We start from the raw sequence: 23,860 nt of genomic DNA on the forward strand, positions 1-23,860 counted from the left end.
AGAGTTTCTTAGGTATGCCTAAGTACGGTGTCCCGGGGTCCAGGAGGCAGCCATGTCGGCACCAGCAGGAGCACAGCGCGATCCCCGCCCGTCCGTCGTCTCCATGCGGACGCTGCTCGCCGCCGGAGTGGCCGCCACCGCCGTCTCGACGCCGCCCGCGCGTGCGGACGCGGGGGACGAGGCCGGACCGGAGGAGGGCGTACGCGAAGAGGCCGCTCCGGGTTCCGAAGCGGCCTGAGTCGCACACGTACGGGTGAATGCCCCCGGCGTCCCGCCGGGCCCGTCAGGGAACGACGACGATCTTCGAGCTGATCGTCGCGAAGGCCCACATCGCGTCGCCGTCGGCGCGCGTCATGCGGATGCCGCCGGTCTTCTTGTTCGGGTCGGGCTCCGGCGTCGTGCCGTCCGCGCGGGCGCTGAAGCCGATCGCGACGCCCTCCGCGCTGGCGAACCGCACGACGTGCTCGATCGGCACCCCGTCCGAGCCGGTGACCGAGTTCGAGCGCGAACCGACCAGGTAGCTGCCCGGCTTCGGGTGCACCGTGCTCGGCATCACCGCGAAGGACTTCGGCTCCTGCCCCTCCGCGCCCACCAGCCACACCCGCTTCTGGCCCACCGAGTACACGACGCGCACTCCGGTGCCGGAGCCCGCCGGTACGGGCACCGCCTTCGCCGGCTCCTGCTTGGCGGCGGACTGGCTCGGGGCGGGGGCCGGGCCCTGCGCGGGCACCGCCTTCGGGGGATGCGCGGGGGCCGTGGCGGAGGCCTGGTAGCCGAGGAAGCCGACGGCGGCGATTGCCGCGGCGGTGAGCCCGGCCACGATTCCCGAGCTGCTGCGTGCCACCTTGCTCCACCTCTCCGACCTGACCGACACCTGGATCGAAAGGTAGCAGCCGGGCCGCCGTTGGACCGGCCGCGAGGCCTCCGCCCCCAGGAGTCGTAGGCTGTTCGCGTGCTCTTGCTCGCTGTAGATACCGCCACGCCCGCCGTCACCGTCGCCCTGCACGACGGCGAGTCCGTCCTCGCCGAGTCGAACCAGGTCGACGCCCGCCGCCACGGGGAGCTGCTGCTGCCCTCCGTGGACAAGGTGCTCGCCGAGGCCGGACTGAAGCTCGACGCCGTCACCGGCATCGTCGTCGGGGTCGGCCCGGGCCCCTACACGGGGCTGCGCGTCGGCCTCGTCACCGCCTCCACCTTCGCCGCCGTGCTGGGCGTGCCCGTGCACGGCCTGTGCACGCTCGACGGACTCGCCTACGCCGCCGGCGCCGCCGGGATCGAGGGCCCCTTCACCGTCGCCACCGACGCACGGCGCAAGGAGGTCTACTGGGCGCGCTACGAGGACCCGCGCACGCGCGTCGGCGACCCCGCCGTGGACCGCCCGGCCGACATCGCCGAGCAGGTCGCGGGGATGCCCGCCGTGGGCCAGGGCGCGCTCCTGTACCCGGACGTCTTCACGGACGCGCGGGGCCCCGAGCACCAGTCCGCCGCCGCACTGGCCGCCCTGGCCGCGGAGCGACTGGCGGCCGGGGAGGAGTTCCTTCCGCCGGTCCCGCTCTACCTGCGCCGCCCCGACGCGCAGGTGCCCAAGAACTACAAGGTGGTCACCCCGCAGTGACCCCCCACACGCTGCGCGAGATGCGCTGGTGGGACATCGGGCCCGTGCTGGAGCTGGAGCACGAGCTGTTCCCCGAGGACGCCTGGTCCGCCGGGATGTTCTGGTCCGAGCTGGCCCACGCCCGCGGCCCGCAGGCCACGCGCAGATACGTCGTCGCGGAAGACGCGGCCGGCCGCCTGGTGGGCTACGCCGGGCTGGCCGCCGCGGGCGACCTGGCCGACGTACAGACCATCGCGGCCGCCCGCGACCAGTGGGGGACCGGGCTCGGCGCCCGGCTCCTGACCGACCTGCTGCGCGCCGCCACCGCCTTCGAATGCGCCGAGGTGCTGCTGGAGGTGCGGGTGGACAACACCCGCGCCCAGAAGCTCTACGAGCGCTTCGGCTTCGAGCCCATCGGCTTCCGGCGCGGCTACTACCAGCCCGGCAACGTCGACGCGCTCGTCATGCGACTGACCGACCCCGCACAAGCACGAACTGAGAGCAGTGAGAGCAATGGCTGACGAACCGCTCGTCCTCGGCATCGAGACGTCCTGCGACGAGACCGGCGTCGGCGTCGTCCGCGGCACCACCCTGCTCGCGGACGCGATCGCGTCGAGCGTCGACGAGCACGCGCGCTTCGGCGGCGTCGTGCCCGAGGTGGCCTCGCGGGCTCACCTGGAGGCGATGGTCCCGACCATCGAGCGCGCCCTGAAGGAGGCCGGGGTCAGCGCCCGCGACCTCGACGGCATCGCGGTCACGGCCGGACCGGGCCTCGCGGGGGCGCTGCTGGTGGGCGTCTCGGCGGCCAAGGCGTACGCGTACGCCCTGGGCAAGCCGCTGTACGGGGTGAACCACCTCGCCTCGCACATCTGCGTGGACCAGCTGGAGCACGGGCCGCTGCCGGAGCCGACGATGGCGCTGCTGGTGTCGGGCGGGCACTCCTCGCTGCTGCTGGCGCCGGACATCACCTCCGACGTACGGCCGCTCGGCGCGACCATCGACGACGCGGCGGGCGAGGCCTTCGACAAGATCGCGCGCGTGCTCCAGCTGGGCTTCCCCGGCGGTCCGGTCATCGACCGGCTCGCGCGCGAGGGCGACCCGAAGGCGATCAGCTTCCCGCGCGGGCTGACGGGGCCGCGCGACGCGGCGTACGACTTCTCCTTCTCCGGGCTGAAGACGGCCGTCGCCCGCTGGATCGAGGCGAAGCGGAACGCGGGCGAGGAGGTGCCGGTGCGCGATGTGGCGGCGTCCTTCCAGGAGGCCGTGGTGGACGTGCTGACGCGCAAGGCGATCCGGGCGTGCAAGGACGAGGGCGTCGACCACCTGATGATCGGCGGCGGTGTGGCGGCCAATTCCCGGCTCCGCTCGCTGGCGCAGGAGCGGTGCGACGACGCCGGGATCATCCTGCGGGTGCCGCGGCCGGGGCTGTGCACGGACAACGGCGCGATGGTGGCGGCGCTGGGCGCCGAGATGGTCAAGCGGAACCGTGCGGCCTCCGACTGGGACCTGTCGGCGGACTCCTCGCTGCCGGTGACGGACCCGCACGTGCCGGGTGCCCACGGGCACGGGCACTCCGACGACCACGACCACGACCACGAACACGGCCACTCTCACGGCCACGGCCACTCCCACGACCACGATCACGTGCACGAGCTGAGCAAGGACAACCTGTACTCGTGAGCACCGTCGCGCTGATGTGGGAGGCCCGGGCGGTCCCCGGCCGGGGCAACGAGCTGCTGGAGTGGGCCCGCGCCCAGGTCCTCGCCCGGGAGCCGGTGCGCCGCGAGGTGTTCCGGGCCCCGCAGGACCGGGTGCTGGTCATCACCTGGTGGGAGGCGGCCGAGGGCGTGGCGGCGGAGCTCCCCGAACTGCCCGAGCCGGCGGCCGACTTGATCACGCGGGCGGTGCACCGCTGGCGGTTCGAGTCGGTGGAGGTCGACGGGGGCTGACCGGGGGCTGACCGGGGGCTTCGGCTCGTTATGGTCATGTGCATGTCTAACCGTGACCTGCCGCCTCCGCCGCCTCCCGCGCACCTGCGTGCCTGGCTGGACCAGGACGTCGTACGGGCCGACCGTGCGCGCTTCCTGCGCGAGCTGAGCCGACGCAGCCTGGGCATCGGGCGGTTGCTGCTGCTCTGGGCCGTCTCGGCGGTCTTCGCCCTCGGCTGGTCCTTCGTCGGCATGGGCTTGATGGCCTACGAGGCGCGCGACCCGTTCTTCGTCTTCTTCGGGCTCGTCTTCGCCGGCCTCGGCGCCGGCGTGCTGATCCCGGCCGGGTTCTGGTTCGCCTGGGGCGCCCGGCGGGACCGCCAGGTGCGCAGGCTGCTGTGCGCGTGGGCCGAGGTGGACCGGGATCCGGCCGCCGACTCCCGGGTGCGCGCGCCGGGGCGGAGCCTGACCTGGCTGCTGGCCTCCTTGGCGCTGGCCGCGACCGGGCTGTGGGTGACCTTCTGGGTCGCGCTGTCGGCCCGCCCGGGCAGCGACACGTACGGCGAGGTCGCGTACGTCATGGGCCTGGGCATGATCCTGTGGATCACCGGCCTGCTGGGGCTGGCCAAGGCGGGAGCGCACTACCGCTGGGCGCTACGGGCCTTCCGGCCGTCGGAGCCTTCTGCGCCCACAGGGCGCACGGGGCTTTCCGGCGGTGGTGCGGAACTCGCGGACCGGCATGTCTGAGGTGGGCGCGGGGCACCGTGCCGACTGGGGACACGGGCCCCTCCGGGCGAAGCCGGACCTTCCCGATCTGTCCGCCGCGCGTCTGCGCGGCCCGGCCGCGGTGGTCGACGCCGCCTGGGAGAGCAGGGTGCTGGCGGCGCGGTGGCAGCGGGACCGCCACGAGCTCCGCAGGCCCGGCCGGCCGTATCCGCCGCTCGTCGCCCTCCTGGAGGCAGCGCGCGCCGACCCCGTTCTGGGGCGGCTCTACCCGTACACCAGCCACTGGACGCTGCTCTTCAGCTGCTGTGTCGAGTTCCCCTACGAGGTGCGGGCGTCGGCCATCGAGCCCCTGCACGACGGGCGGTTCAAGGTCCGCCCGCGCCGCAGCGCCACCGCGATCGCCCACACCGACACCGCCGAGGAGGCCATCGCCCTCGTCACCGCGCACCTCCCGCCGGACTTCGGCCCCGCGGTGTCGGGCAGCACTAGGCGCCGCCCGGCTTGGCGGGGGAGCCGATCAGCATCGACGGGGCTCCCGCCACCCGGGTCAGGAAGACCGTCGCGGAGTTCGGTCCCTGCGGCTTGACCTTCCTGCGCAGCTCCTCCGGCTCGATCGCCGAGCCGCGCTTCTTCACCGTCAGGATGCCGACCCCGCGCTCGCGCAGCAGCGCCTTGAGCTTCTTCAGGCCGAAGGGCAGCACGTCGGTGATCTCGTACGCGGTCGCGTACGGCGTCGCGCGCAGCTCGTCGGCGGTGATGTAGGCGATGGTCGGGTCGATCAGCCGGCCGTCCAGCTGCTCGGCGACCTCGGCGACCAGGTGCGCGCGGATCACGGCGCCATCGGGCTCGTAGAGCCAGCGGCCCACCGGGCCGGCCTCCGGATCGGGCAGCGGATCGGTGGTGTGCAGGGCGCGCGGCCCGGGCAGCAGGGTGGCGCGCACGGTGCCGGGGGCGGTCCCGAACCAGAGCACGGCCTCCTTGACGTCACCCTGGTCGGAGATCCACTCGGCCTCGGCCTCCGCGGGCACGGCCTCGTGCGGAATCCCGGGGGCGATCTTGATGGCGGCGTACTTCGCCGCCCGGGCCGTCTCGACGGCCCACGACAGCGGCGGCGAGTAGGACTCCGGATCGAAGATCCGCCCACGCCCCCCGCGCCGCGCCGGGTCGATGAAGACGGCGTCGTAGCCGGAGGTGTCCACCTCCGTCACATCCGCCTCCCGGACCTCGATCAGGTCCGCCAGCCCCAGCGCCTCGGCGTTGGCCCGCGCGACGGCGACGGTCAGCGGGTCGTGGTCCACCGCGAGCACCCGGATGCCGAGCCGCGCCAGGGCGAGGGCGTCCCCGCCGATGCCGCAGCACAGGTCGGCGAGGCTGCGTACGCCGAGGGCCGCGAGCCGCTCGGCCCGGTACGAGGCCACGGACGCGCGGGTGGCCATCTCGCCGCCGCCGGACGTGAAGTACATCCGGAAGGCATCCTCCGCACCGAACTTCGCCACCGCGCGCTGCCGCAGCCGGGCCTGCCCGAGCGCGGCGGAGACCAGCCCGGCGGGATGCTCGCGGCGCAGCCGGGTGGCTACGGCCAGCTCCTGGGCGGGGTCGTAGTCGCGGAGCGAGTCGAGGAGGGCGCGGCCCTCGGGGGTGAGGAGGGCGGCGAAGTCTTCGGGGGTCACGTGTCCATTGTCGGCGACGGCCGGTGTGGGCCACTCGAAGGAAGGTGGGGGCCCTGTCGCGGTGTCTTCCGGGGCGCCGGTGTGTCGGATGCCAGGATGCGCAGCTATGCAGCTAGTAGGACAAAAGGAAGATAACTCGCAACAAGGTCACCGGTACGCGGCGGGTCCGCGCGGCCGGTTCGGGGTGGCCCTGGCAGCCCTGCTGGTCGCCGCCCTCGGGACGGCGTGCGGCTCCGGCGGGTCCGCGACGCCGGACAAGGCGGAGAAGGCGAAGGCCGGCAAGGGCGCGGAGGCGGCCGGCGCGGCCGGCGCGCTCGGCTCCTACGCGGAGAAGCTGAAGGCGGCTCAGCAGGCGCGCATCGCCGCGGCGAAGAAGTGGGGCTTGCGCAAGCCGCCGCTCACCGCTCCGGCGGCGCCGAAGGAGAAGCCCGCGATCAGCACCCGCGACGGCTTCGAGGTGGAGGACCAGGAGGAGTACCCGCCGGTCTTCACCACCATTCCGACGGAGGACAAAGTCGTCTTCCTGACGATCGACGACGGCTCGGAGAAGGATCCCGAGTTCCTGAAGATGATGCAGGAGCTGAAGATCCCGTACACGGCCTTCCTCAGCGACTACGTCGTGCGGGACAACTACCCGTACTTCAAGGAGATGCAGGCCGCCGGCGTCACCCTGAACAACCACACGCTCAACCACCGCTACATGCCGGGCCTGTCGTACGAGAAGCAGCGCGAGGAGATCTGCGGCCAGCAGGACACGATCCAGAAGCAGTTCGGCAAGCGGCCGACCCTCTTCCGGCCGCCGTACGGCAACTACAACCAGGACACGCTGCGCGCGGCGAAGTCCTGCGGCATCAAGGCGGTTCCGCTGTGGAACGCCGAGGCGTTCACGAACCGGATGGACTACCGGGAGTGGGACCGCGATCTGCACCCCGGTGACATCATCCTCACGCACTTCCGCGGCAAGGAGGACTGGAAGGGCACGATGCCTGACATGATCCGTCATGTCATGAAGACCGTCACGGACAAGGGATATGCCGTGGCTCGGCTGGAGGACTACTTGTGAAGTACGCGCGCCGGTTGGTAGCCGGAACGCTGGCGGCCGGCGCGCTCGCGCTGTCCCTGACGGGGTGTGGGGACAGCGTGGAGCCCATCGAACGACTGGGCCGCAAGGCGACGCAGGAACCGCCGGAGGCCAAGGAGTCGAAGGAGTCGAAGGGCGCCGCCACGCCGTCGCCGGGGTCCGCCTCCGCCTCGGCCACGGCCTCCGGCTCCGCCTCCGACGAGGCGTACAAGAAGTGGGGCCTGACGGCCCCCCTCGCGTACGCGCCCAAGCCCGCCCAGAAGCCCCAGATCCCGAAGGCGGCCCCGGGCAAGGTCCCGGTGATAGACCGAATACCCGTCGCGCCGGAGGACAAGGTCGTCTTCCTGACCTTCGACGACGGCGCGGAGAAGGACCCCGAGTTCCTGAAGATGGCGGCCGACCTGAAGCTGCCGATCAGCATGTTCCTGACGGACAGCGTGGCCTCGCCGGACTACGGCCACTTCGAGAAGCTCCGCGACAACGGCTCGGCGAGCACGATAAACAACCACACGCTGACGCACCCGAACCTCCGAACCCTGTCCTTCGAGGGGCAGAAGAAGGAGATATGCGGCCAGCAGGACCGCCTGGAGAAGCGCTTCGGCCAACGCCCGCCGCTTTTCCGCCCGCCTTTCGGCAACTACAACGACGACACCCTCCGGGCAGCCTCGGAGTGCGGGGTCTCGTCCCTGGTCCTGTGGCGGGTCTCGATGCAGATCAACAACTTCCAGTACGCCGAGGGCTCCGCCCTCAAACCGGGCGACATCATCCTGGCCCACTTCCGCGGCCCGTCCGAACTCAAGGGCTCGACGGAAACCCAGATGACGACCCGCATGCTCCAGCGCATCCAGGAACAGGGGTACCGGATAGGGCGCTTGGAGGATTACCTGTAGGGGGGCGGGGCGGGGTCGGGGGTGGGCGGGAGTCCCTCAGGCGGAATCAGAGATCTGTATGGGGGTTTCCCGTCAGTCTCATCGTCTCTCCGTGTCGGGCCGGTCCCTCAAGGGCGCTCCCTACGGTCGCGTCGCTACGCGATGGCCTTCGGCCACCCTTGACCGACCGTCCCGCCACGGACATACGAAGACTGTCGGGAAACCCCCAAAGGAACGGGCCGGTCCGAGCTTTCAAAGACGGGTCGATCAGGGACGGACGGGCCCGGTTCGGTAGGCGCGTCAGATCGCTACGCGCTTCTCCGGGACGGCGGCGACGGTCGTTTGGCGCTGATACCTGATCGGTCCTCGGGCTCGCTGCGGCGGACTAAGCGTCGAAGTCGTACTCCAGCACGTAGGAAGCGGAGTCCAGAGTCATGTCGTTGACCTCAACGGCCCGTCCGCCCTCGGCGTACGCGGTGCGGACGATCTGGATGACAGGTGTGCCCATGGAGAGCGACAGTCGCTCGGCCTCGCCGGCCGAAGGCATCCGAGACCGGATTTCCTCTCGGAAGTGAACGGGCTCGTGCCCCAGCTCGGCCAGTCGCGCGTACGTTCCGCCAGGACCGGTGTCGATCTGAGTGATGGCCGAGGCGGCAACGACGTCCGACGGCAGGTACGAGGTCGCGAAGAGCACCGGCTTGCCGTCAAGCACGAAGCGGCGGCTGCGTGCCCACACCTGACTCCCCGGGGCAATGCCAAGGGCGTCGGAGACGCGGTTGCTCGCCTCTTCCTCGCGCACTTCGATCTGATCGACGACGAGCTCGCGATCCTCGGCATCGGCGGACCAGATGGAGCGGCCTGAACCCCACTGCTCCTGCGCCAGCCGCTGGATCCCGCGCCGCCGCAGGGGCCTGAACGCTCGGACGAAGACGCCGGCACCCTTCCGCGCCTCCGCGAGGCCTTCGTTCTGGAGTACGCCGAGGGCCTGGCGTGCGGTCATCCGGGCGACCTCGTAAGTGGCCATGAGGTCGTTCTCGCCCGGCAGCCGGTCGCCCGGGCCGTACTCACCCGACTGGATGGCCGTCCTCAGCGCATCAGCGATCCGCTGGTACTTCGGCTGGCGGGTGCTGCCGTCGCTGGTCACGAAACCGATCACTCCTTCCCCTCTCTAGACACCCTAGGGCCAGAGGTAGGCCGCCGCATGCATCAGCATTGGGACCTACTTCGGCTGAGATCTCTAGAGATGTATTGACGGATGGGGCCGGGTCGGCTGTAGTGGATACATCTCTAGAGAGTTTGTCTCGCGCGTGAGGAGTGATCTGCATGCGGCAGCACCGCGACGTGTTCAGCGTCGACACAGAAGACGCCTCTCCCGTCAGGGTGGCGGTCATAAGCGAGCCCGGCACGGATCTGCTGGACCGGGCGCTGGTCGGCTGGGAGCGCTTCCTCAGGACCTTGCAGGGAGCGTCCGATGACTGAGCAGTACGAGTACGTGCCGCACCGACTACTGCGCCGCCGTGTCCGCGACATCGCTTCCGGAATCGAGGGTGAGCTGATGGCCGTGATCAACGAGAACGTCTCGGGCACAGGCATCGAGCGCTGGATGGAACTGGCCTACATCCGTGGCGCATCCGGCCGCGAATTCACCACCTCGGTTGCCAACGTCGAGGATGCAGGCTGAGAGCCCGCCCTGGGGCGCGGTCGGCCATCATGCACGCATGACGCTCATCGAGACCCTCGCGCGCGTGGACGCGGATCTTGCTGCGGGGCGGGTCCCCATGGCGCGGCAGCGTCTGCGCGGTCTGGTGTCCTCCTACCCGCAGGACCTGCAATTGCGGCGCCGCCTGGCCGAGGTGTACCGGCTGTACGGAGAGCCGGCGGAAGCGGGGCGGTGGATGTATCTCGAAGAAGATCGCGACCCTGTGGAGACTTCCGCTTTCGAGAAGCGCTACTCCACGTCGCCGCAGCGGATGTGGGCACTGTCATGGCGCGTGCCTGAATCCGTCGCCAGCACCGAATTCGCAAGACAACAGCTGGCGGCCGTACGTAGCGCCACTTCGGACTACGTCGGCCGGCCCGCCGACTGGGCCACGTTCTCTCCAGACCCCGACGACGAGCCGGACCACGAAACGAGCTCGCTCGCCGATCGTCTCTTCGTCGCTGCCGTGGTTCTGATGGCGCTGATGTTCCTGGCCATCTGGGCGGTCGGGTTCGTTACTTTCGTCCGTTGGGTGTGGCGGTAGGCGTCACAAGCGTCAGACAGCGGCTATACCGAGCTGTACTCGGGTCAGGGAGAGCAGGCGGCCGAAAGGGCCGTCAGTTTGCCCCAATTACACCTGTCTGTCCCTGCATTTGTTGTGACGAGGTCGCTCTGATGCGGGTAGAGCTCGGCTGAGGTGAGCAATCGCCCCTCCGGACCCTCCACCAGCCCCAGACGGCCAGCAGTCGCCTTCGTCGAGGAGCGCGTAGTGATTGGTGGCGGCCTATGTCCAGCCCCGGACGGCCGTCGGACGCTGATACGTGAGAAGCGCGTAGCGATCTGACGCGCCCCGACCCCCAGACCCCGGATCCGATGTGAATGGGCCCGCTCCTGGGGATCTGCCCGCCGAACCCCGCCCGCCCATCGCTGATCGGCCCGTCCCTGAAAAAGAACACCCGGCCCGTTCCTTTGGGGGTTTCCCGGCAGTCTTCGTATGTCCGTGGCGGGACGGTCGGTCAAGGGTGGCCGAAGGCCATCGCGAAGCGACGCGACCGTAGGGAGCGCCCTTGAGGGACCGGCCCGACACGGAGAGACGATGAGACTGACGGGAAACCCCCATACAGATCTCTGATCCCGCCCGCGAGGCTCCCGCCTACCGAAGCCCCGCCCCCGCCCCCGCCCCCACCATCGGCGTGATCGTAGTTTCCGCCGGGCCGTGGGCGTCCGCCTCGCGTTGGCGTTCCGCGCTGTCGCTGATGCGGAGGAGGAGGGCGATCATGACCCAGTTGGCCAGGAGGGACGAGCCGCCCTTCGCCAGGAAGGGGAGGGCCTTGCCCGTCAGGGGGATCAGGCCCGTGACGCCGCCCGCGACCACGAAGACCTGCAGGGCCAGCGCCGAGGCCAGGCCCACCGCCAGCAGTTTGCCGAAGGGGTCGCGCGCGCCGAGTGCCATGCGCAGGCCCCGCTGCACCAGGAGCGCGTACAGGAGCAGGACGGCCATGACCCCGGCCAGGCCGAGTTCCTCGCCCACCGTGGTCAGGATGAAGTCGCTGCGCCCGGCGAACGCGATCAGTTCGGGGTGGCCCAGGCCGAGGCCGGTGCCCGAGATGCCGCCCGTGCCGAAGCTGAACAGGGCCTGCGCCGACTGGTCCGAGGTGACCCCGGGGGGCCGCACCTCCCAGTAGTACGACAGCGGGTTGAGCCACGCCGCCACGCGCGCCTTGACGTGCGGTTCCGTCGAGCCGACCACGAAGGCGCCCACCGAGGCCATGAGCACGCCGCACACGATCCAGCTGGTGCGCTCGGTGGCCACGTACAGCATCACCACGAAAACACCGAAGAAGATCAGCGAGGTGCCGAGGTCGCGTTCGAAGACCAGCACCAGCATCGAGACGATCCACACGGTGATGATCGGGCCGAGCTGGCGCATCGGGGGCAGGCGCATGCCCATGAACTTGCGGCCCGTCAGTGCCAGCGAGTCCCGGTGGATGACCAGGTACCCGGCGAAGAAGATCGCGATCATGATCTTCACGAACTCGCCGGGCTGGAGCGAGAAGCCGAAGAGTTTGATCCAGCGCTTCGCGCCGTAGGTGTCCGCGCCGAAGAAGGCCGGTGCGATCAGCAGCACCAGCGCGACGGCCATCGTGATGTAGATGAACCGTTGCAGCAGCCGGTGGTCGCGCAGCAGCGCCAGCACCAGGATGCAGGCGGCGACCCCGACCACCGTCCACATCAGCTGTCCGGGGGCGTTCGCGTCCGAGTTGTAGCGCTCGATGTAGCCCTGGTCGAGCCGGTGCAGCAGTACCAGCCCGAGCCCGGTCAGCAGCATGGCGAGCGGGAAGATCAGCGGATCCGCGTAGGCCGCGAAGCGGCGCACGCCCAGGTGCCCGACCAGCGACAGCAGGGTCATGCTGACCGTGAAGCCGGCGAGGTTCGGCGGCAGCCGGTCGTTCATGGCGAGGCTCGCCGAGGCGTGGCCGAAAACGGCGATGGCGATGACGAAGACCAGGAGCAGCGCCTCGGTGCGGCGGCGCGCGCCCGCCGCCGTCAGGGGTTTCAGTCCACGCACGGGATGCCGCCACCGTCCTTGGGGGCGGAGGACGAGGCAGGCGGCGGGGGTGAGGCGGCAGGCGCGCCCGACGCCGGCCCGGACGAGCCGGATGCACCCGATGAGCCGGCCCCGCCGGAAGACGCACCCGACGCACCCGACGCACCCGAGGAGCCCGTCGAGCCCGACGAGTCGGCCGGTGCGCTCGGGCTTGCGGAGGCCTTGGGTCCGATCTGCTCGGCTATCAGGCGCTTTATCTTCATATCGTCTACGACGTTGATGTCCTCCCCATGGTTCCTTCCGAAGCCCTCGATGGGGAGTGTCGTGAATTGCACTTTGCCGCCGGACAGGTTCTTCGCCTGCTTCACGAACGCCAGCAGATCCCAGCCCTCGTCCGTCACCACGTCCTTCTTCGCGGCCTCTATCAGTTTGACCAGCTTCACCGGGTCGGTGAAGGTCCCGGCCGAGTTCAGCTTCTTCGTCGCGCCCGCGAGGAAGGCCTGCTGCCGCTTCGTCCGGTCCAGGTCGCCCATGTCCAGGCCGTGCCGCTGGCGGACGAAGGCGAGCGACTGCTGACCGTCGAGCGTCTGCGGGCCCGCCGGGAAATCGGCTCCCGAATACTTGTCCTTCACCGCCTTGTTCAAACACACCGGTACGCCGCCCAGCGCGTCGGCGAGGTGGTAGAAACCGGCCAGGTTCAGCTCGGCGAAGTGATCGATCGGGACTCCCAGGAAGTTCCGCACCGTCTCGATCTGGGCCTTGCGCCCCGCCTCCCGGCCGTCCCGTTCCAGCTGCCGGCGGTCCTTGACCCCCTGCGCGGCGAGCTGCTCCTGCTTCTTCTCCTTCGCGAGCCCGTACGCCTTCTTGATCTTGTCCTTGCCCTGGCCGGGAATGTTGACGTAGTCGTCGCGCGGGACGGAGAAGGCCTTCGCCTGGCGGCCGTCCCCGGGCACGTGCAGCAGGATCAGGGTGTTCGCGTTGTAGCCGCCGATGTCCGAACTGCCGGCGTGCAGCTTGTCGAGGACCTCCTCCGGCAGCTCCTCGCCGTTCTGGTCACGGCGGCTGTCCAGGCCCATCAGCAGGATGTTGGTGTCGCCGAACTTCGACTTCTCGGCGCCGTCGAGGGCCTTCGAGCTGCCGATGCTGGAGGCGAGGTCGTGGTACAGGTACCAGGCGCCGCCGCCCGCCAGGACCAGCAGCGCGCAGCTCGTGACCAGCAGGGTGCGGGCGAGGCGCCGCCGTCGGGACAGCCGGTGGGACGGGCGGCGTGGTCGGGTCGTCGTCTTCCTCCGGTGCGCGCTCATGCCTGTCGATGGTGAGGTAGCCGCGCTGAAGGAATCCTGAGGGTCGTGGCCCTGTCCTGGCCCTGTCCTAGCCCTGCCGTGGCCCTGTCCTGAAGGAGCCCTACCGGATCCGCAGCACCAGCCGCGCGCCCCCGGCGGGCGCCGCCAGCGCGCGTACGTCGCCCCCGTGCGCCCGCGCGATCTCCCGGGCGATGGCCAGGCCCAGCCCCGTGCCGCCGCTGGCCCGGCCCCGGTCCGCGTCCAGCCGTACGAACCGCTCGAACACCCGGTCCCGGTCCGCCTCCGGGATGCCCGGGCCGTCGTCCGTGACCTCCAGCACCGGCCGGCCGTCCCGCGTGTCCGCCCGTACGACGACCTCCGTACGGGCATGGCGCAGCGCGTTGTCCACCAGGTTGGCCAGCGCCCGCTCCAGCCGAGCCGGATCCCCCGCCGCCGGTACGGGCGCCCGCGCGTCCAGCCGTACGGTCACCCGGGACCCGCCCCGGCGCGCCACGTCCTCCGCGGCCAGCAGGGCCAGGTCCACGGGCTCGGTCCGGGGCGCCGGACCGCCGTCGAGGCGGGCCAGCAGGAGCAGGTCCGCCGCGATCCGCTGGAGCCGCTCGGTATCGGCCAGCGCGGCCGCGACCGACTCCCGGTCGGGGCGGTCCATGGCCAGCGCCACCTCCAGCCGGGACCGGACGGCGGCCAGCGGATTGCGCAGCTCGTGCGAGGCGTCCGCGGTGAACTGCCGCTGCCGGGCGTCGGAGCGCTCCAGCCGGTCAAGGGTGTCGTTGACGGTCCGGGCCAGTTGCGCGATCTCGTCGGCCCCGCCCGGGTCGGGCACCCGCCGGTCCAGCTCGCTCGCGGTGACCGCCGCCAGCTCGGTCCGGATCGCGCTCACCGGACGCAGCGCATGGCCGGTCACCCACCAGGCCAGGGCCGCCGCGAAGCCGATCAGCGGGGGCGCGCCGGCCAGCAGCCCGATCGCGACGGCCCGGGTCGCGCCGTCGACGTCGCCGAGCACGGTCATCGCGTACACGGTGTGCGCCCCGGGCGCGGCGACCACGACCACCGCGCGCCGTGCCGCGCCGGGGTGCGTCGGCGGGAGCACGGCCGAGCGGGAGTCCTCCCCGGGCGTGGGGAGGAGCCGCAGCTCGTCCCCCCGGGCGGGGGTGTGCCCCGGGTCGCCGGTCGTGGCCACCGTCCGGCCGTCCGCGTCCCGTACGAGGACCAGGTCCACGCCGTTCTCGGGCGCGGGCAGCCGTCCGTCGGGCGGCAGGGTCCGGTTGTCGAGCTGGGCGGCGACCTTGCGGGCGGCGAGCTCGGTGCGGTCGGTGGTGTTGTCGAGCAGGTTGGCCCGCAGCAGGGCGTGCAGCCACAGCCCGCCGGTGGCGAGGACGGCGGCCATGGCGAGGGCGGCGGCCGCCGCGGTGCGCGCGCGGACGGTGCCCCTGGGGCCCGTCATGCGGATCAGGCCGGGCGGCCGGCGTCCCGGACCGGACCCGGGGCGGTCAGCCACCGTCGGGGGCCAGCCGGTAGCCCGTCCCGTGGACGGTGAGGATCGAGCGGCGGCCGAAGGGCGCGTCGATCTTCTTGCGCAGCGAGGAGACGTACACCTCGACGATGTTCGGGTCGATGCCGTGCGGGGTGTCCCAGACCTCGTCCAGGATGTCCTGCTTGGCGACGGCCCGGCCGGGCTGCTCCATCAGGCAGGCGAGGACGCCCAGTTCGCGGGCGGTGAGCTCGATGTCCCGGTCGCCGCGGCGGCAGCGCCGGCCCTGCGGGTCCAGGGAGAGGTCGCCGGCCCGGAGGGTGCCGCGGTCGGCGGCGCCGGCGCGCCGGGCCAGCGCCCGGATGCGGGCGGCCAGGACCACGAAGGAGAACGGCTTGGTGAGGTAGTCGTCGGCGCCGGAGTCCAGGCCCTCGGCCTCGTCGTACTCCCCGTCGCGGGCGGTGAGCATCAGGACCGGGGTGGTGTCGCCGTGGGCGCGCATGCGGGTGCAGATCTCGAAGCCGCTGATGCCCGGGAGCATCAGGTCGAGGAGGACGACGTCGTACGGGCCGCCGGCGAGGGCGAGGTCCAGGCCGTGGTGGCCGTCGTGCGCGACCTCGACGAGGTGCCCGTCGCCGGACAGGCCGCGCCGTAGGGACTCGGCGAGGCCTTCTTCGTCTTCGACCACGAGGATGCGCACGGCACAAGCCTCACATATCGGCGCACGAAGCAGCCGCGGGACCGGAGGGGGTCGCTCCGGCCCGGGTGCGCCTGGGTTTGCCCTGGTCATGGGAGGGGGAGCAGTGATCCCGAACGTCCGTACGCCCGTGTTTTCGGGGTTCAGGGCCTTCTCCGCGCAACGCCCAGGGCTCGGGAATTGGCACTCCGCTTGACCGAGTGCTAATCGCCGGAATAGTGTCGCACCTGGCACTCACCCCCGGTGAGTGCCAACACAGCGACAGGCAGATCCGGCACCCGCGACGACGGATCGACCTGGTCGCCACCTCAGACAGTTAACCCCGGATCTCCGAAGGGGGAGGTCGGATCGTGACGACCGCCAGCTCCAAGGTTGCCATCAAGCCGCTTGAGGACCGCATTGTGGTCCAGCCGCTCGACGCCGAGCAGACCACGGCCTCCGGCCTGGTCATCCCGGACACCGCGAAGGAGAAGCCCCAGGAGGGCGTCGTCCTCGCGGTGGGCCCGGGTCGCTTCGAAGACGGCCAGCGTCTCCCGCTGGACGTCAACGTCGGCGACATCGTGCTCTACAGCAAGTACGGCGGCACCGAAGTGAAGTACAGCGGCGAGGAGTACCTCGTCCTCTCGGCTCGCGACGTGCTCGCGATCGTCGAGAAGTAATTCTCTTCATCAGTACTGCTTTGAGCTGCGCCCCTGGTCACCCCGCTGATTGCCGGGCGGCGAGGGGCGCAGTTCGTTAAACCCGAGTTTTCGAGAGGGCTGAACCGCTCCCATGGCGAAGATCCTGAAGTTCGACGAGGACGCCCGTCGCGCCCTCGAGCGCGGCGTCAACAAGCTTGCCGACACGGTGAAGGTGACGATCGGCCCCAAGGGCCGCAACGTCGTCATCGACAAGAAGTTCGGCGCCCCCACCATCACCAACGACGGTGTCACCATCGCTCGCGAGGTCGAGCTGGACGACCCGTACGAGAACCTGGGCGCGCAGCTCGTGAAGGAGGTGGCGACCAAGACCAACGACATCGCGGGTGACGGCACCACCACCGCCACCGTGCTGGCCCAGGCGCTGGTCCGCGAGGGTCTGCGCAACGTCGCCGCGGGCGCGTCCCCGGCCGCCCTGAAGAAGGGCATCGACGCCGCGGTCAAGGCCGTGTCCGAGGAGCTCCTCGCGACCGCCCGCCCGATCGAGGACAAGTCCGACATCGCCGCCGTGGCCGCGCTCTCCGCGCAGGACTCGCAGGTCGGCGAGCTCATCGCCGAGGCGATGGACAAGGTCGGCAAGGACGGTGTCATCACCGTCGAGGAGTCCAACGCCTTCGGCCTGGAGCTGGAGTTCACCGAGGGCATGGCCTTCGACAAGGGCTACCTCTCCCCGTACATGGTCTCCGACCAGGAGCGTATGGAGGCCGTCCTCGACGACCCGTACATCCTGATCAACCAGGGCAAGATCTCCTCCATCCAGGACCTCCTGCCGCTGCTCGAGAAGGTCATCCAGGCCGGCGCCTCGAAGCCGCTGCTGATCATCGCCGAGGACGTGGAGGGCGAGGCGCTCTCCACCCTCGTCGTCAACAAGATCCGCGGCACCTTCAACGCGGTCGCCGTCAAGGCCCCGGGCTTCGGTGACCGCCGCAAGGCGATGCTGCAGGACATGGCCACCCTCACCGGTGCCACCGTCATCGCCGAGGAGGTCGGCCTCAAGCTCGACCAGGCCGGTCTGGACGTACTGGGCTCCGCCCGCCGCGTCACGATCACCAAGGACGACACGGTCATCGTCGACGGTGGCGGCAGCCACGAGGACGTCGTCGGTCGCGTCAACCAGATCAAGGCCGAGATCGAGTCCACCGACTCGGACTGGGACCGCGAGAAGCTGCAGGAGCGGCTGGCGAAGCTCGCCGGCGGCGTCTGCGTCATCAAGGTCGGCGCCGCCACCGAGGTGGAGCTCAAGGAGAAGAAGCACCGTCTCGAGGACGCCATCTCGGCGACCCGCGCCGCGGTCGAGGAGGGCATCGTCTCCGGCGGTGGCTCCGCTCTCGTCCACGCCGTCAAGGTCCTCGAGGGCAACCTCGGCCTGTCGGGCGACGAGGCCACCGGTGTCGCGGTCGTGCGCCGCGCCGCCGTCGAGCCGCTGCGCTGGATCGCCGAGAACGCCGGTCTCGAGGGTTACGTCATCACCTCGAAGGTCGCCGAGCTCGACAAGGGCCAGGGCTTCAACGCCGCCACCGGCGAGTACGGCGACCTGGTCAAGGCCGGCGTCATCGACCCGGTGAAGGTCACCCGTTCCGCGCTGGAGAACGCCGCTTCCATCGCCTCGCTGCTGCTCACGACCGAGACCCTGGTCGTCGAGAAGCCGGCGGAGGACGAGGGCGACGCCGGTCACGGCCACGGTCACGGCCACAGCCACTGACGCTGTCGCTGGTACACGAGAGGCCCCCGTCCCGCCGTTTCGTACGGCGGGGCGGGGGCCTTCCCGTTGCCCCGGTTCAGGGTCGGGGGCTCATGAACCCATCGACTTCATCGGGTCCATCCCCAGCTGCCGCATCATGCCCATGATGTCGTAGTGCCACCAGGTCTCGGCGATCATGCCGTCCTTGCAGCGGAAGGTCGTCGAGCCGGTCGCGCTGACCTTCTTGCCGGTCGGCGCGAGGCCCATGAACTCACCCGTGTGCGTCGCGTTCCAGGTCCACAGGGTGGTGACGAAGTCGCCTTCGGCGATTTGCTGGTCCTTGGTGAAGGACATCTCGAAAGCGGACCGCCACATGTTCAGGTCCGCCATCAGGCCGTCGATCCCCTGGGCGTCGGGGTCGGCTTTGAAGATGTCGTGGTCGACGTAGTCGGAGGAGAAGATCTCCTCGGCGATGGCGCGGTCCCCGGTGACGGCCAACTCGTCGAACATTCGGTCCACGAGCATCTTGTTGAGGTTCTCGTCGCGGACCACGTCCAGGTTGGTGAAGCTGGGCATCCCGTCACAGAGGGCCACCATCTCCTGGAACATCTTGTCCGTCTCAGGGAGGTGAGAGTTCTTCATGGCCTCTTCGTACGAGGGGAATTCGACCACGTCCACGAAGTGGTTCTCGTTCTCGCGGTCCTTGCCCACGATGCTGTGGGTGACGGTGCGCTTGCCCTGGCTCTGCGAGACGTACCGGTCGAGCAGCTGGTTGAGGTCGTCCTGCCGGCTGGTCTTGTAATCGATTATCTGTACGAATGTCATGGCGGTCTCCCGGGCTGGATGGACATGTCCAGTTTAGGGAGATTTCGCCCGTTCGGCTGGTCGTACCGACGGGTTACTGCGGCCCGTACTTGCGGCCCGTACGCGAGGACACCCCGCCCAGCAGCCCGCGCGGCGTCAGCTTCACCACGCCCATCAGCGCCTTGTACCGCGGGTCCGGGACCGACACCGTCTTCCCCCGCGCCAGATCGGCCAGGGCCGCGGCCACCAGCTTGTCGGCGTCCAGCCACAGCCAGCCGGGGATGTTGTCCGTGCCCATGCCGGCGCGCTGGTGGAACTCCGTCCGCACGAAGCCGGGGCACAGCGCCATCAGCCGCACCCCGGACCCGGACAGGTCCCGCGCCGCGCCCTGGGTGAACTGCACGACCCAGGCCTTGCTCGCCCCGTACGTACCGCGGGGTACGAAGGCGGCCACCGAAGCCACGTTGATCACGCCGCCGCGACCGCGCGAGCGCATCGATGCCGTGGCCGCCGAAGTCAGCCGCAGGACCGCCTCGATGTGCACCTTCAGCATGGTCAGCTCGTCGGCCATGGAGACTTCGAGGTAGCGGCCCTTGTTGCCGAAGCCCGCGTTGTTGACCAGCAGGTCGACGGGGTGCGTACGGTCGTCGAGGCGCTGCTCGACAGCCGCGATGCCCTCCTCCGTGGAGAGGTCGGCGGCCAGCACCTCGGCCTCGATGCCGTGCCGGTCGTGCAGCTCGGTGGCCTGCTCGCCGAGTCGCTTGGTGTCGCGCGCCACCAGCACCAGGTTGTGCCCCTGGGCGGCCAGCCGCCGGGCGAAGGCGGCGCCGATGCCCGCCGTGGATCCCGTAATCAACGCAGTCGTCATAGGCGCAACCTAGACGAGTGAGGTAACGGCCTTACTTCGCCCCGGCCTCGGCCCCGTACTTCTCCATGTACTGGTGCACGTGCTCGTGGGCCTCCGGCCGCATCGCCGCACCCGCCGCCAGGGTGCGCGGCAGCAGCGAGCGCTCGGTGGTGAAGGCGCGGAACCAGAACGCCACCGTCACCTCGTGGTCGGGCCGGTGGATGATCTCGATGGGGTCGCCGGCCGAGACCGAGCCCTCCCGGATCACCCGCAGGTACGCGCCCGGCCGGCCCTCCTGGGTGAACCGCTTGACCCAGCCGTCCTCGCCCAGGGCCCCCTGGAAGGTGCGGCACGGGATGCGGGCCGAGGCCACTTCGAGGACGAGGTCCGCGCCGACCCGCCAGCGGTCGCCGAGCCGCGCGGTGCTCAGGTCGATGCCGGAGGTGGTGAAGTTCTCGCCGAAGATCCCGCCGGGCAGCTCGCGGCCCAGCTCGCGCTCCCACCGGTCCAGGTCCTCGCGGGCGTACGCGTAGACGGCCTGGTGGTCGCCGCCGTGGAAGCGGCGGTCGCAGACGGCGTCGCCCTCCAGGCCGCTGCCGAGGCCGGTGGCCTTGAGCCCGGGGGCGAGGACGCGGACCGGGCCGGGGACCGGGCGCTTGCCGATGCCCGTCATCCCGTCCTCCGCGTCCGTGTAGTCGACGGCCGTGGCGCGGCCGAGGTTCACGGAAATCACATGCATGGTGCCCATAAGGACCACGGTAGGGGCTTTCCGACCCAAAGTGTTACGAAGACATTCGCGCGACAATCAAAGTAGGCCTTATGCTCGAAGGGTGATTGAGGCACGTCATCTCCGGGTACTGCGCGCTGTCGCCGGGACCGGATCCTTCTCAGCCGCCGCACGAGAGCTCGGCTGCACCCAGCCCGCCGTCTCCCAGCAGATGAAGGCACTCGAACAATCGGCCGGAACCCCGCTGCTCATCCGCACCGGCCGCGAGATGCGGCTGACCCAGGCCGGCGAGGCCCTGGTCCGGCATGCCGCGGGGATCCTGGCCGGGCTGACGGCGGCCGAGGAGGAGGTCGCCGCCATCGCCGGGCTGCGCGCCGGCCGGGTCCGGCTCGTGTCCTTCCCCAGCGGCAGCTCCACGCTGGTGCCCACCGCGCTCGCGGCGATGCGCGCCGAGCATCCGGGGACGCGCATCTCGCTGGTCGAGGCGGAGCCGCCGCGCTCGGTGGAGATGCTGCGCGAGGGCGACTGCGACCTGGCGCTGGCCTTCCGCTACGGCGGGGCGGCCGGCTCCGCGGCGGAGTGGGACGACCTCGTGGTGCGGCCGCTGCTGACCGACCGGCTCGTGGGGCTGGTCCCCGAGGGTCACCGGCTGGCCGGGGCCGAACGCGTGGGCATGGCGGAGCTGGCCGACGAGCCCTGGATCGCGGGCTGTCCGCGCTGCCGCCGCCATCTGGTGGAGGTGTGCGAGGGCGCGGGCTTCACCCCGCGCATCGACTTCGCCACCGACGACTACCCGGCGGTGGTCGGCCTGGTCGGCGCGGGGCTGGGCGTCGCGGTGCTGCCGGAGCTCGCGGTGGAGTCCGTACGGGCCAAGGGCGTGAGCACGGTGGCCGTGGAACCCGCCGTCGAGCGGGAGGTCGTGGCGCTGACCCTGCCCGACCTGGCCCGGGTGCCGGCCGTGGCCGCGACCCTGGCCGAGCTGGAGCGGGCCGCCAGGCGCTGACCGCACGCGGCGGGGTGCGCCGACGGCACGCGGCGGGTGCGCCGACACCTCGTCCCGGGCCGCGCGCCGGCCGCACGTACGGGCTACGTACGGCCGAACGCGTGAAATCCCGGGCCGGGTGGCGACACGCCCGAGCGTGCAGGTGATTGCGGTCGATTCGAAGAAACGTTCCTTCAGACGTTTCTACAGCTCTCAGTGCGGCGCGATCGGTCCGATCGCACTCGACGCGGGGATCAGGCGATGCCGGGCGCGGCCCATCAGTTCCTCGCGCTCGTCCTCGGTGAGGCCGCCCCACACCCCGTAGGGCTCGCGGACGGCGAGTGCGTGCGCGGCGCATTCCGCGCGCACCGGGCATCGCATGCAGACCTCTTTAGCCGAGGCCTCGCGCGCGCTCCTGGCCGCGCCCCGCTCGCCTTCCGGGTGGAAGAAGAGGGAGCTGTCGACCCCGCGGCAGGCAGCCAGCAGCTGCCAGTCCCACAGGTCGGCGTTCGGTCCGGGGAGGCGGGAGAAATCTGCCATGGGGAGTCCTCTTGGTGCCGGTACTGAGGCGGATACGGTCCATGTCTCCACACCTACTGTCGTAGTAGATGTAAATATGACTCATTGGGAATCTAGCCTCAGACATGCGCCAAAGGGAAGGAAAGCCGCCAAATAGGGCATAGCTCCAGATGAAGGACAGCTGGCTTGTGGCGCCGACGTCGTGTTCGCTTCCTCACGTAGAGTGCCGAAGGTGTCCGTCCGACCCGTAACTCTTTCGAGTGACCATCGTTGAGAGTGCGAAGGCGGTTGAACCAATAAGTTCTCGGACAGGTGTCCGGGGGCATCGACCGCACAGGTGACGATACGTACCAGCCTGGAGGCTCAAGGTGACGCGCATCAGCAGCTGCGGAGGGCGGTCATGACATCCGTCCTCGTCTGCGACGACTCCCCGCTTGCCCGAGAGGCGCTCCGTCGCGCGGTTGCCACCGTGCCCGGCGTCGAGCGTGTGACGACGGCTGCCAACGGCGAGGAAGTCCTCCGCCGCTGGGGTGCCGACCGCTCCGACCTGATTCTGATGGATGTACGGATGCCCGGGCTGGGCGGTGTGGAGACGGTCCGTCGACTGCTCTCGGCCGACCCCGGTGCCCGCATCATCATGCTGACGGTCGCCGAGGACCTGGACGGCGTGGCCCTCGCGGTCGCGGCCGGCGCCCGGGGCTATCTGCACAAGGACGCCTCGCGCGCCGAACTGCGGGCCACGGTCACCCAGGCACTCGCCGACCCGACCTGGCGGCTGGCCCCGCGCCGGCTCCGCTCGGCCGAGATGGGCGCCGCGCCCACCCTCACCGCGCGCGAGATCCAGGTCCTGGAGGGCATGAGTCACGGCCGGTCCAACGCGGAGATCGGGCGCGAGCTCTTCCTCTCCGAGGACACGGTCAAGACGCACGCCCGCCGGCTGTTCAAGAAGCTCGGCGCCTCGGACCGCGCACACGCGGTGGCGCTCGGCTTCCGCTGGGGTCTGGTCCGCTGACCTCCGGGTCGCGGCCGGGCCCGGCCCGGTCCGCCGCCCACAGCGGACCGTCGAGAGCGGTCCCGTCCGCCGGCGGCGGACGGGGCGGCGCGCCGCCCTCGTTTTCGGTGTAGCCCTGTCCCGCCGTACCCGGTGCGCACCCGGGGGTTGGCGGGGCACAATCCGGGGGACGTCTCGCTTCGTGCGCGATGCCGCATCCTTGAGGGTGTGGAGTCTCTCGGGGACTATTCGGCCGAGCGGGAGGGGAGGGTGCAGATGATGGGTTCCGGCGCACCCGCTCATAACGCTTCGATGCACAACAAGGACCACGGTGCCGCGGATGCTCCCGCGCCAAGGCACCATGGATTGATGCGCGACGACGAGGCCCAGGGGTCCCCCGCGGCCACAGGCCCGACCGGCGCCGCCAAAGGCGGCAGTGCCGGGGGTGTCAGCGCGCTCGTACGCCGGGCGGTGGAGGGCGACGAGCAGGCCACGCACGACCTGCTCGCCTTCGTGCACCCCCTCGCGATCCGCTATTGCCGCACCCGGCTGTCGCGGCTTCCGGGTGATGCTCGTCACTTCGTGGAGGACCTGGCGCAGGAAGTCTGCGTCGCCGTCCTGATGGCGCTGCCGCGCTACCGGGACACCGGGCGGCCCTTCGAGGCCTTCGTCTTCGCCATCGCCGCGCACAAGGTCGCCGACCTGCAGCGGGCCGCCATGCGGCATCCGGGCAGCACGGCCGTGCCGTCCGACGAGATGCCGGAACGGCCCGACGACTCGCTGGGCCCCGAGGAACGGGCGCTGCTCAGCAGTGACGCCGCCTGGGCCAAGAAGCTGCTGGCGAACCTGCCGGAGAACCAGCGCGAGCTGCTCGTCCTGCGGGTGGCTGTCGGGCTGACCGCGGAGGAGACCGGGCAGATGCTCGGGATGTCCCCCGGAGCCGTGCGGGTGGCCCAGCACCGGGCGCTCAGCAGGCTGCGCGCGCTCGCCGAGCAGTAGGAATCCTCGCGGCGACAACCGGAGT

28 protein-coding genes are annotated in these 23,860 nt (G+C 70.7%); 17 read left to right on the forward strand and 11 right to left on the reverse strand.

Annotated elements, in window-relative coordinates:
- Positions 1-52 precede the first annotated feature (52 nt).
- Entirely contained in the window at positions 53-238 is a 186-nt protein-coding gene (locus ACZ45T_RS00435; RefSeq protein WP_468435857.1) for a hypothetical protein, read from the forward strand.
- Positions 239-283: 45 nt separating this feature from the next.
- Here ACZ45T_RS00435 and ACZ45T_RS00440 read toward each other — a convergent pair whose 3' ends face one another.
- The gene (locus ACZ45T_RS00440) at positions 284-844 is read right to left on the reverse strand and encodes a hypothetical protein (protein WP_468435859.1); all 561 of its coding nucleotides are present in this window, start codon (positions 842-844) and stop codon (positions 284-286) included.
- Between the two features lie 108 nt (positions 845-952).
- Between ACZ45T_RS00440 and tsaB the strand changes: the two genes are divergently transcribed.
- The 6 genes from tsaB to ACZ45T_RS00470 are packed head-to-tail and all read left to right on the forward strand — an operon-like array spanning position 953 to position 4,834.
- Positions 953-1,615 carry a tRNA (adenosine(37)-N6)-threonylcarbamoyltransferase complex dimerization subunit type 1 TsaB gene (gene tsaB, locus ACZ45T_RS00445; RefSeq protein ID WP_468435862.1) on the forward strand — a complete coding sequence of 221 codons (663 nt, stop codon included), beginning with the start codon at positions 953-955 and terminating at the stop codon, positions 1,613-1,615.
- A gap of 20 nt (positions 1,616-1,635) precedes the next feature.
- The gene (gene rimI / locus ACZ45T_RS00450) at positions 1,636-2,115 is read left to right on the forward strand and encodes a ribosomal protein S18-alanine N-acetyltransferase (RefSeq protein ID WP_202203724.1); all 480 of its coding nucleotides are present in this window, start codon (positions 1,636-1,638) and stop codon (positions 2,113-2,115) included.
- Positions 2,108-3,274, forward strand: coding sequence for a tRNA (adenosine(37)-N6)-threonylcarbamoyltransferase complex transferase subunit TsaD (gene tsaD / locus ACZ45T_RS00455; RefSeq protein ID WP_468435864.1), 1,167 nt, complete (start codon positions 2,108-2,110; stop codon positions 3,272-3,274). The genes rimI and tsaD overlap by 8 nt, the downstream gene beginning before the upstream one ends.
- Positions 3,275-3,288: 14 nt before the next feature.
- Positions 3,289-3,543, forward strand: a complete 255-nt coding sequence (locus ACZ45T_RS00460; RefSeq protein ID WP_468436972.1) for a hypothetical protein — start codon at positions 3,289-3,291, stop codon at positions 3,541-3,543.
- Between the two features lie 42 nt (positions 3,544-3,585).
- Positions 3,586-4,269: a hypothetical protein gene (locus ACZ45T_RS00465; protein ID WP_468435866.1), complete on the forward strand. Its 684-nt coding sequence runs from the start codon at positions 3,586-3,588 to the stop codon at positions 4,267-4,269.
- Positions 4,262-4,834, forward strand: a complete 573-nt coding sequence (locus ACZ45T_RS00470; protein ID WP_468435867.1) for a DUF6193 family natural product biosynthesis protein — start codon at positions 4,262-4,264, stop codon at positions 4,832-4,834. Before ACZ45T_RS00465 ends, ACZ45T_RS00470 begins: the two co-directional genes overlap by 8 nt.
- On the opposite strand, the gene ACZ45T_RS00475 is transcribed toward ACZ45T_RS00470, so the two are convergent.
- Complete coding sequence (locus ACZ45T_RS00475; RefSeq protein ID WP_468435868.1) at positions 4,734-5,918, reverse strand: class I SAM-dependent methyltransferase; 1,185 nt, start codon at positions 5,916-5,918, stop codon at positions 4,734-4,736. The two genes, ACZ45T_RS00470 and ACZ45T_RS00475, sit on opposite strands and share 101 nt — an antisense overlap.
- 106 nt (positions 5,919-6,024) lie before the next feature.
- Here ACZ45T_RS00475 and ACZ45T_RS00480 point away from each other — a divergent pair, with 106 nt between their 5' ends.
- Together ACZ45T_RS00480 and ACZ45T_RS00485 are read left to right on the forward strand one after the other, a co-directional pair.
- The gene (locus tag ACZ45T_RS00480; protein ID WP_468435869.1) at positions 6,025-6,981 is read left to right on the forward strand and encodes a polysaccharide deacetylase family protein; all 957 of its coding nucleotides are present in this window, start codon (positions 6,025-6,027) and stop codon (positions 6,979-6,981) included.
- Entirely contained in the window at positions 6,978-7,889 is a 912-nt protein-coding gene (locus ACZ45T_RS00485; RefSeq protein ID WP_468435870.1) for a polysaccharide deacetylase family protein, read from the forward strand. The genes ACZ45T_RS00480 and ACZ45T_RS00485 overlap by 4 nt, the downstream gene beginning before the upstream one ends.
- Before the next feature lie 364 nt (positions 7,890-8,253).
- Here the strand turns inward: ACZ45T_RS00485 and ACZ45T_RS00490 are convergent, their stop codons facing one another.
- Positions 8,254-9,012, reverse strand: a complete 759-nt coding sequence (locus ACZ45T_RS00490) for a GntR family transcriptional regulator (RefSeq protein ID WP_468435871.1) — start codon at positions 9,010-9,012, stop codon at positions 8,254-8,256.
- 179 nt (positions 9,013-9,191) lie between these two features.
- On the opposite strand from ACZ45T_RS00490, the gene ACZ45T_RS00495 reads away from it, so the two are divergent.
- Genes ACZ45T_RS00495 through ACZ45T_RS00505 form a run of 3 tightly spaced genes read left to right on the forward strand, consistent with a single transcriptional unit; the run spans position 9,192 to position 10,111 of the window.
- Positions 9,192-9,347, forward strand: coding sequence for a hypothetical protein (locus ACZ45T_RS00495; protein ID WP_468435872.1), 156 nt, complete (start codon positions 9,192-9,194; stop codon positions 9,345-9,347).
- The gene (locus ACZ45T_RS00500) at positions 9,340-9,549 is read left to right on the forward strand and encodes a hypothetical protein (RefSeq protein ID WP_468435873.1); all 210 of its coding nucleotides are present in this window, start codon (positions 9,340-9,342) and stop codon (positions 9,547-9,549) included. Before ACZ45T_RS00495 ends, ACZ45T_RS00500 begins: the two co-directional genes overlap by 8 nt.
- Before the next feature lie 37 nt (positions 9,550-9,586).
- Positions 9,587-10,111, forward strand: a complete 525-nt coding sequence (locus tag ACZ45T_RS00505) for a DUF6584 family protein (RefSeq protein ID WP_468435874.1) — start codon at positions 9,587-9,589, stop codon at positions 10,109-10,111.
- Positions 10,112-10,720: 609 nt separating this feature from the next.
- Here ACZ45T_RS00505 and ACZ45T_RS00510 read toward each other — a convergent pair.
- The 4 genes from ACZ45T_RS00510 to ACZ45T_RS00525 all read right to left on the reverse strand — a co-directional run bounded on the left by ACZ45T_RS00510 (position 10,721) and on the right by ACZ45T_RS00525 (position 15,590).
- Positions 10,721-12,136: an FtsW/RodA/SpoVE family cell cycle protein gene (locus ACZ45T_RS00510; protein WP_468435875.1), complete on the reverse strand. Its 1,416-nt coding sequence runs from the start codon at positions 12,134-12,136 to the stop codon at positions 10,721-10,723.
- Positions 12,124-13,419, reverse strand: coding sequence for an LCP family protein (locus tag ACZ45T_RS00515; protein WP_468435876.1), 1,296 nt, complete (start codon positions 13,417-13,419; stop codon positions 12,124-12,126). Before ACZ45T_RS00515 ends, ACZ45T_RS00510 begins: the two co-directional genes overlap by 13 nt.
- Before the next feature lie 100 nt (positions 13,420-13,519).
- Entirely contained in the window at positions 13,520-14,863 is a 1,344-nt protein-coding gene (locus tag ACZ45T_RS00520) for a sensor histidine kinase (RefSeq protein ID WP_468435878.1), read from the reverse strand.
- A gap of 46 nt (positions 14,864-14,909) precedes the next feature.
- Positions 14,910-15,590, reverse strand: a complete 681-nt coding sequence (locus tag ACZ45T_RS00525) for a response regulator transcription factor (RefSeq protein WP_468435880.1) — start codon at positions 15,588-15,590, stop codon at positions 14,910-14,912.
- A gap of 347 nt (positions 15,591-15,937) precedes the next feature.
- Here ACZ45T_RS00525 and groES point away from each other — a divergent pair, with 347 nt between their 5' ends.
- Positions 15,938-16,246, forward strand: coding sequence for a co-chaperone GroES (groES, locus tag ACZ45T_RS00530; protein WP_007265952.1), 309 nt, complete (start codon positions 15,938-15,940; stop codon positions 16,244-16,246).
- Positions 16,247-16,358: 112 nt separating this feature from the next.
- Positions 16,359-17,987 (forward strand): chaperonin GroEL, encoded by a 1,629-nt coding sequence (gene groL, locus ACZ45T_RS00535; RefSeq protein ID WP_468435882.1) that lies wholly within the window; start codon positions 16,359-16,361, stop codon positions 17,985-17,987.
- 90 nt (positions 17,988-18,077) lie between these two features.
- Here groL and ACZ45T_RS00540 read toward each other — a convergent pair whose 3' ends face one another.
- The 3 genes from ACZ45T_RS00540 to ACZ45T_RS00550 form a co-directional block, all read right to left on the reverse strand.
- Positions 18,078-18,791, reverse strand: coding sequence for an ester cyclase (locus ACZ45T_RS00540; protein WP_468435884.1), 714 nt, complete (start codon positions 18,789-18,791; stop codon positions 18,078-18,080).
- A 73-nt stretch (positions 18,792-18,864) separates the two neighbouring features.
- The gene (locus tag ACZ45T_RS00545; protein WP_468435886.1) at positions 18,865-19,638 is read right to left on the reverse strand and encodes an SDR family NAD(P)-dependent oxidoreductase; all 774 of its coding nucleotides are present in this window, start codon (positions 19,636-19,638) and stop codon (positions 18,865-18,867) included.
- 31 nt (positions 19,639-19,669) lie between these two features.
- Positions 19,670-20,356, reverse strand: a complete 687-nt coding sequence (locus ACZ45T_RS00550) for an MOSC domain-containing protein (RefSeq protein ID WP_468436974.1) — start codon at positions 20,354-20,356, stop codon at positions 19,670-19,672.
- Positions 20,357-20,447: 91 nt separating this feature from the next.
- On the opposite strand from ACZ45T_RS00550, the gene ACZ45T_RS00555 reads away from it, so the two are divergent.
- On the forward strand, positions 20,448-21,347 hold the full coding sequence (locus ACZ45T_RS00555; protein ID WP_468435889.1) for a LysR family transcriptional regulator: 900 nt from the start codon (positions 20,448-20,450) through the stop codon (positions 21,345-21,347).
- A 192-nt stretch (positions 21,348-21,539) separates the two neighbouring features.
- Here ACZ45T_RS00555 and ACZ45T_RS00560 read toward each other — a convergent pair whose 3' ends face one another.
- On the reverse strand, positions 21,540-21,866 hold the full coding sequence (locus ACZ45T_RS00560) for a WhiB family transcriptional regulator (protein WP_031145825.1): 327 nt from the start codon (positions 21,864-21,866) through the stop codon (positions 21,540-21,542).
- Between the two features lie 379 nt (positions 21,867-22,245).
- Here ACZ45T_RS00560 and ACZ45T_RS00565 point away from each other — a divergent pair, with 379 nt between their 5' ends.
- Positions 22,246-22,857 (forward strand): response regulator transcription factor, encoded by a 612-nt coding sequence (locus ACZ45T_RS00565; RefSeq protein WP_003948568.1) that lies wholly within the window; start codon positions 22,246-22,248, stop codon positions 22,855-22,857.
- A 348-nt stretch (positions 22,858-23,205) separates the two neighbouring features.
- The gene (locus ACZ45T_RS00570; protein ID WP_360891086.1) at positions 23,206-23,835 is read left to right on the forward strand and encodes a sigma-70 family RNA polymerase sigma factor; all 630 of its coding nucleotides are present in this window, start codon (positions 23,206-23,208) and stop codon (positions 23,833-23,835) included.
- The last annotated feature ends 25 nt before the right edge of the window (positions 23,836-23,860 follow it).

Source organism: Streptomyces sp. NPDC030995, from assembly GCF_055571215.1.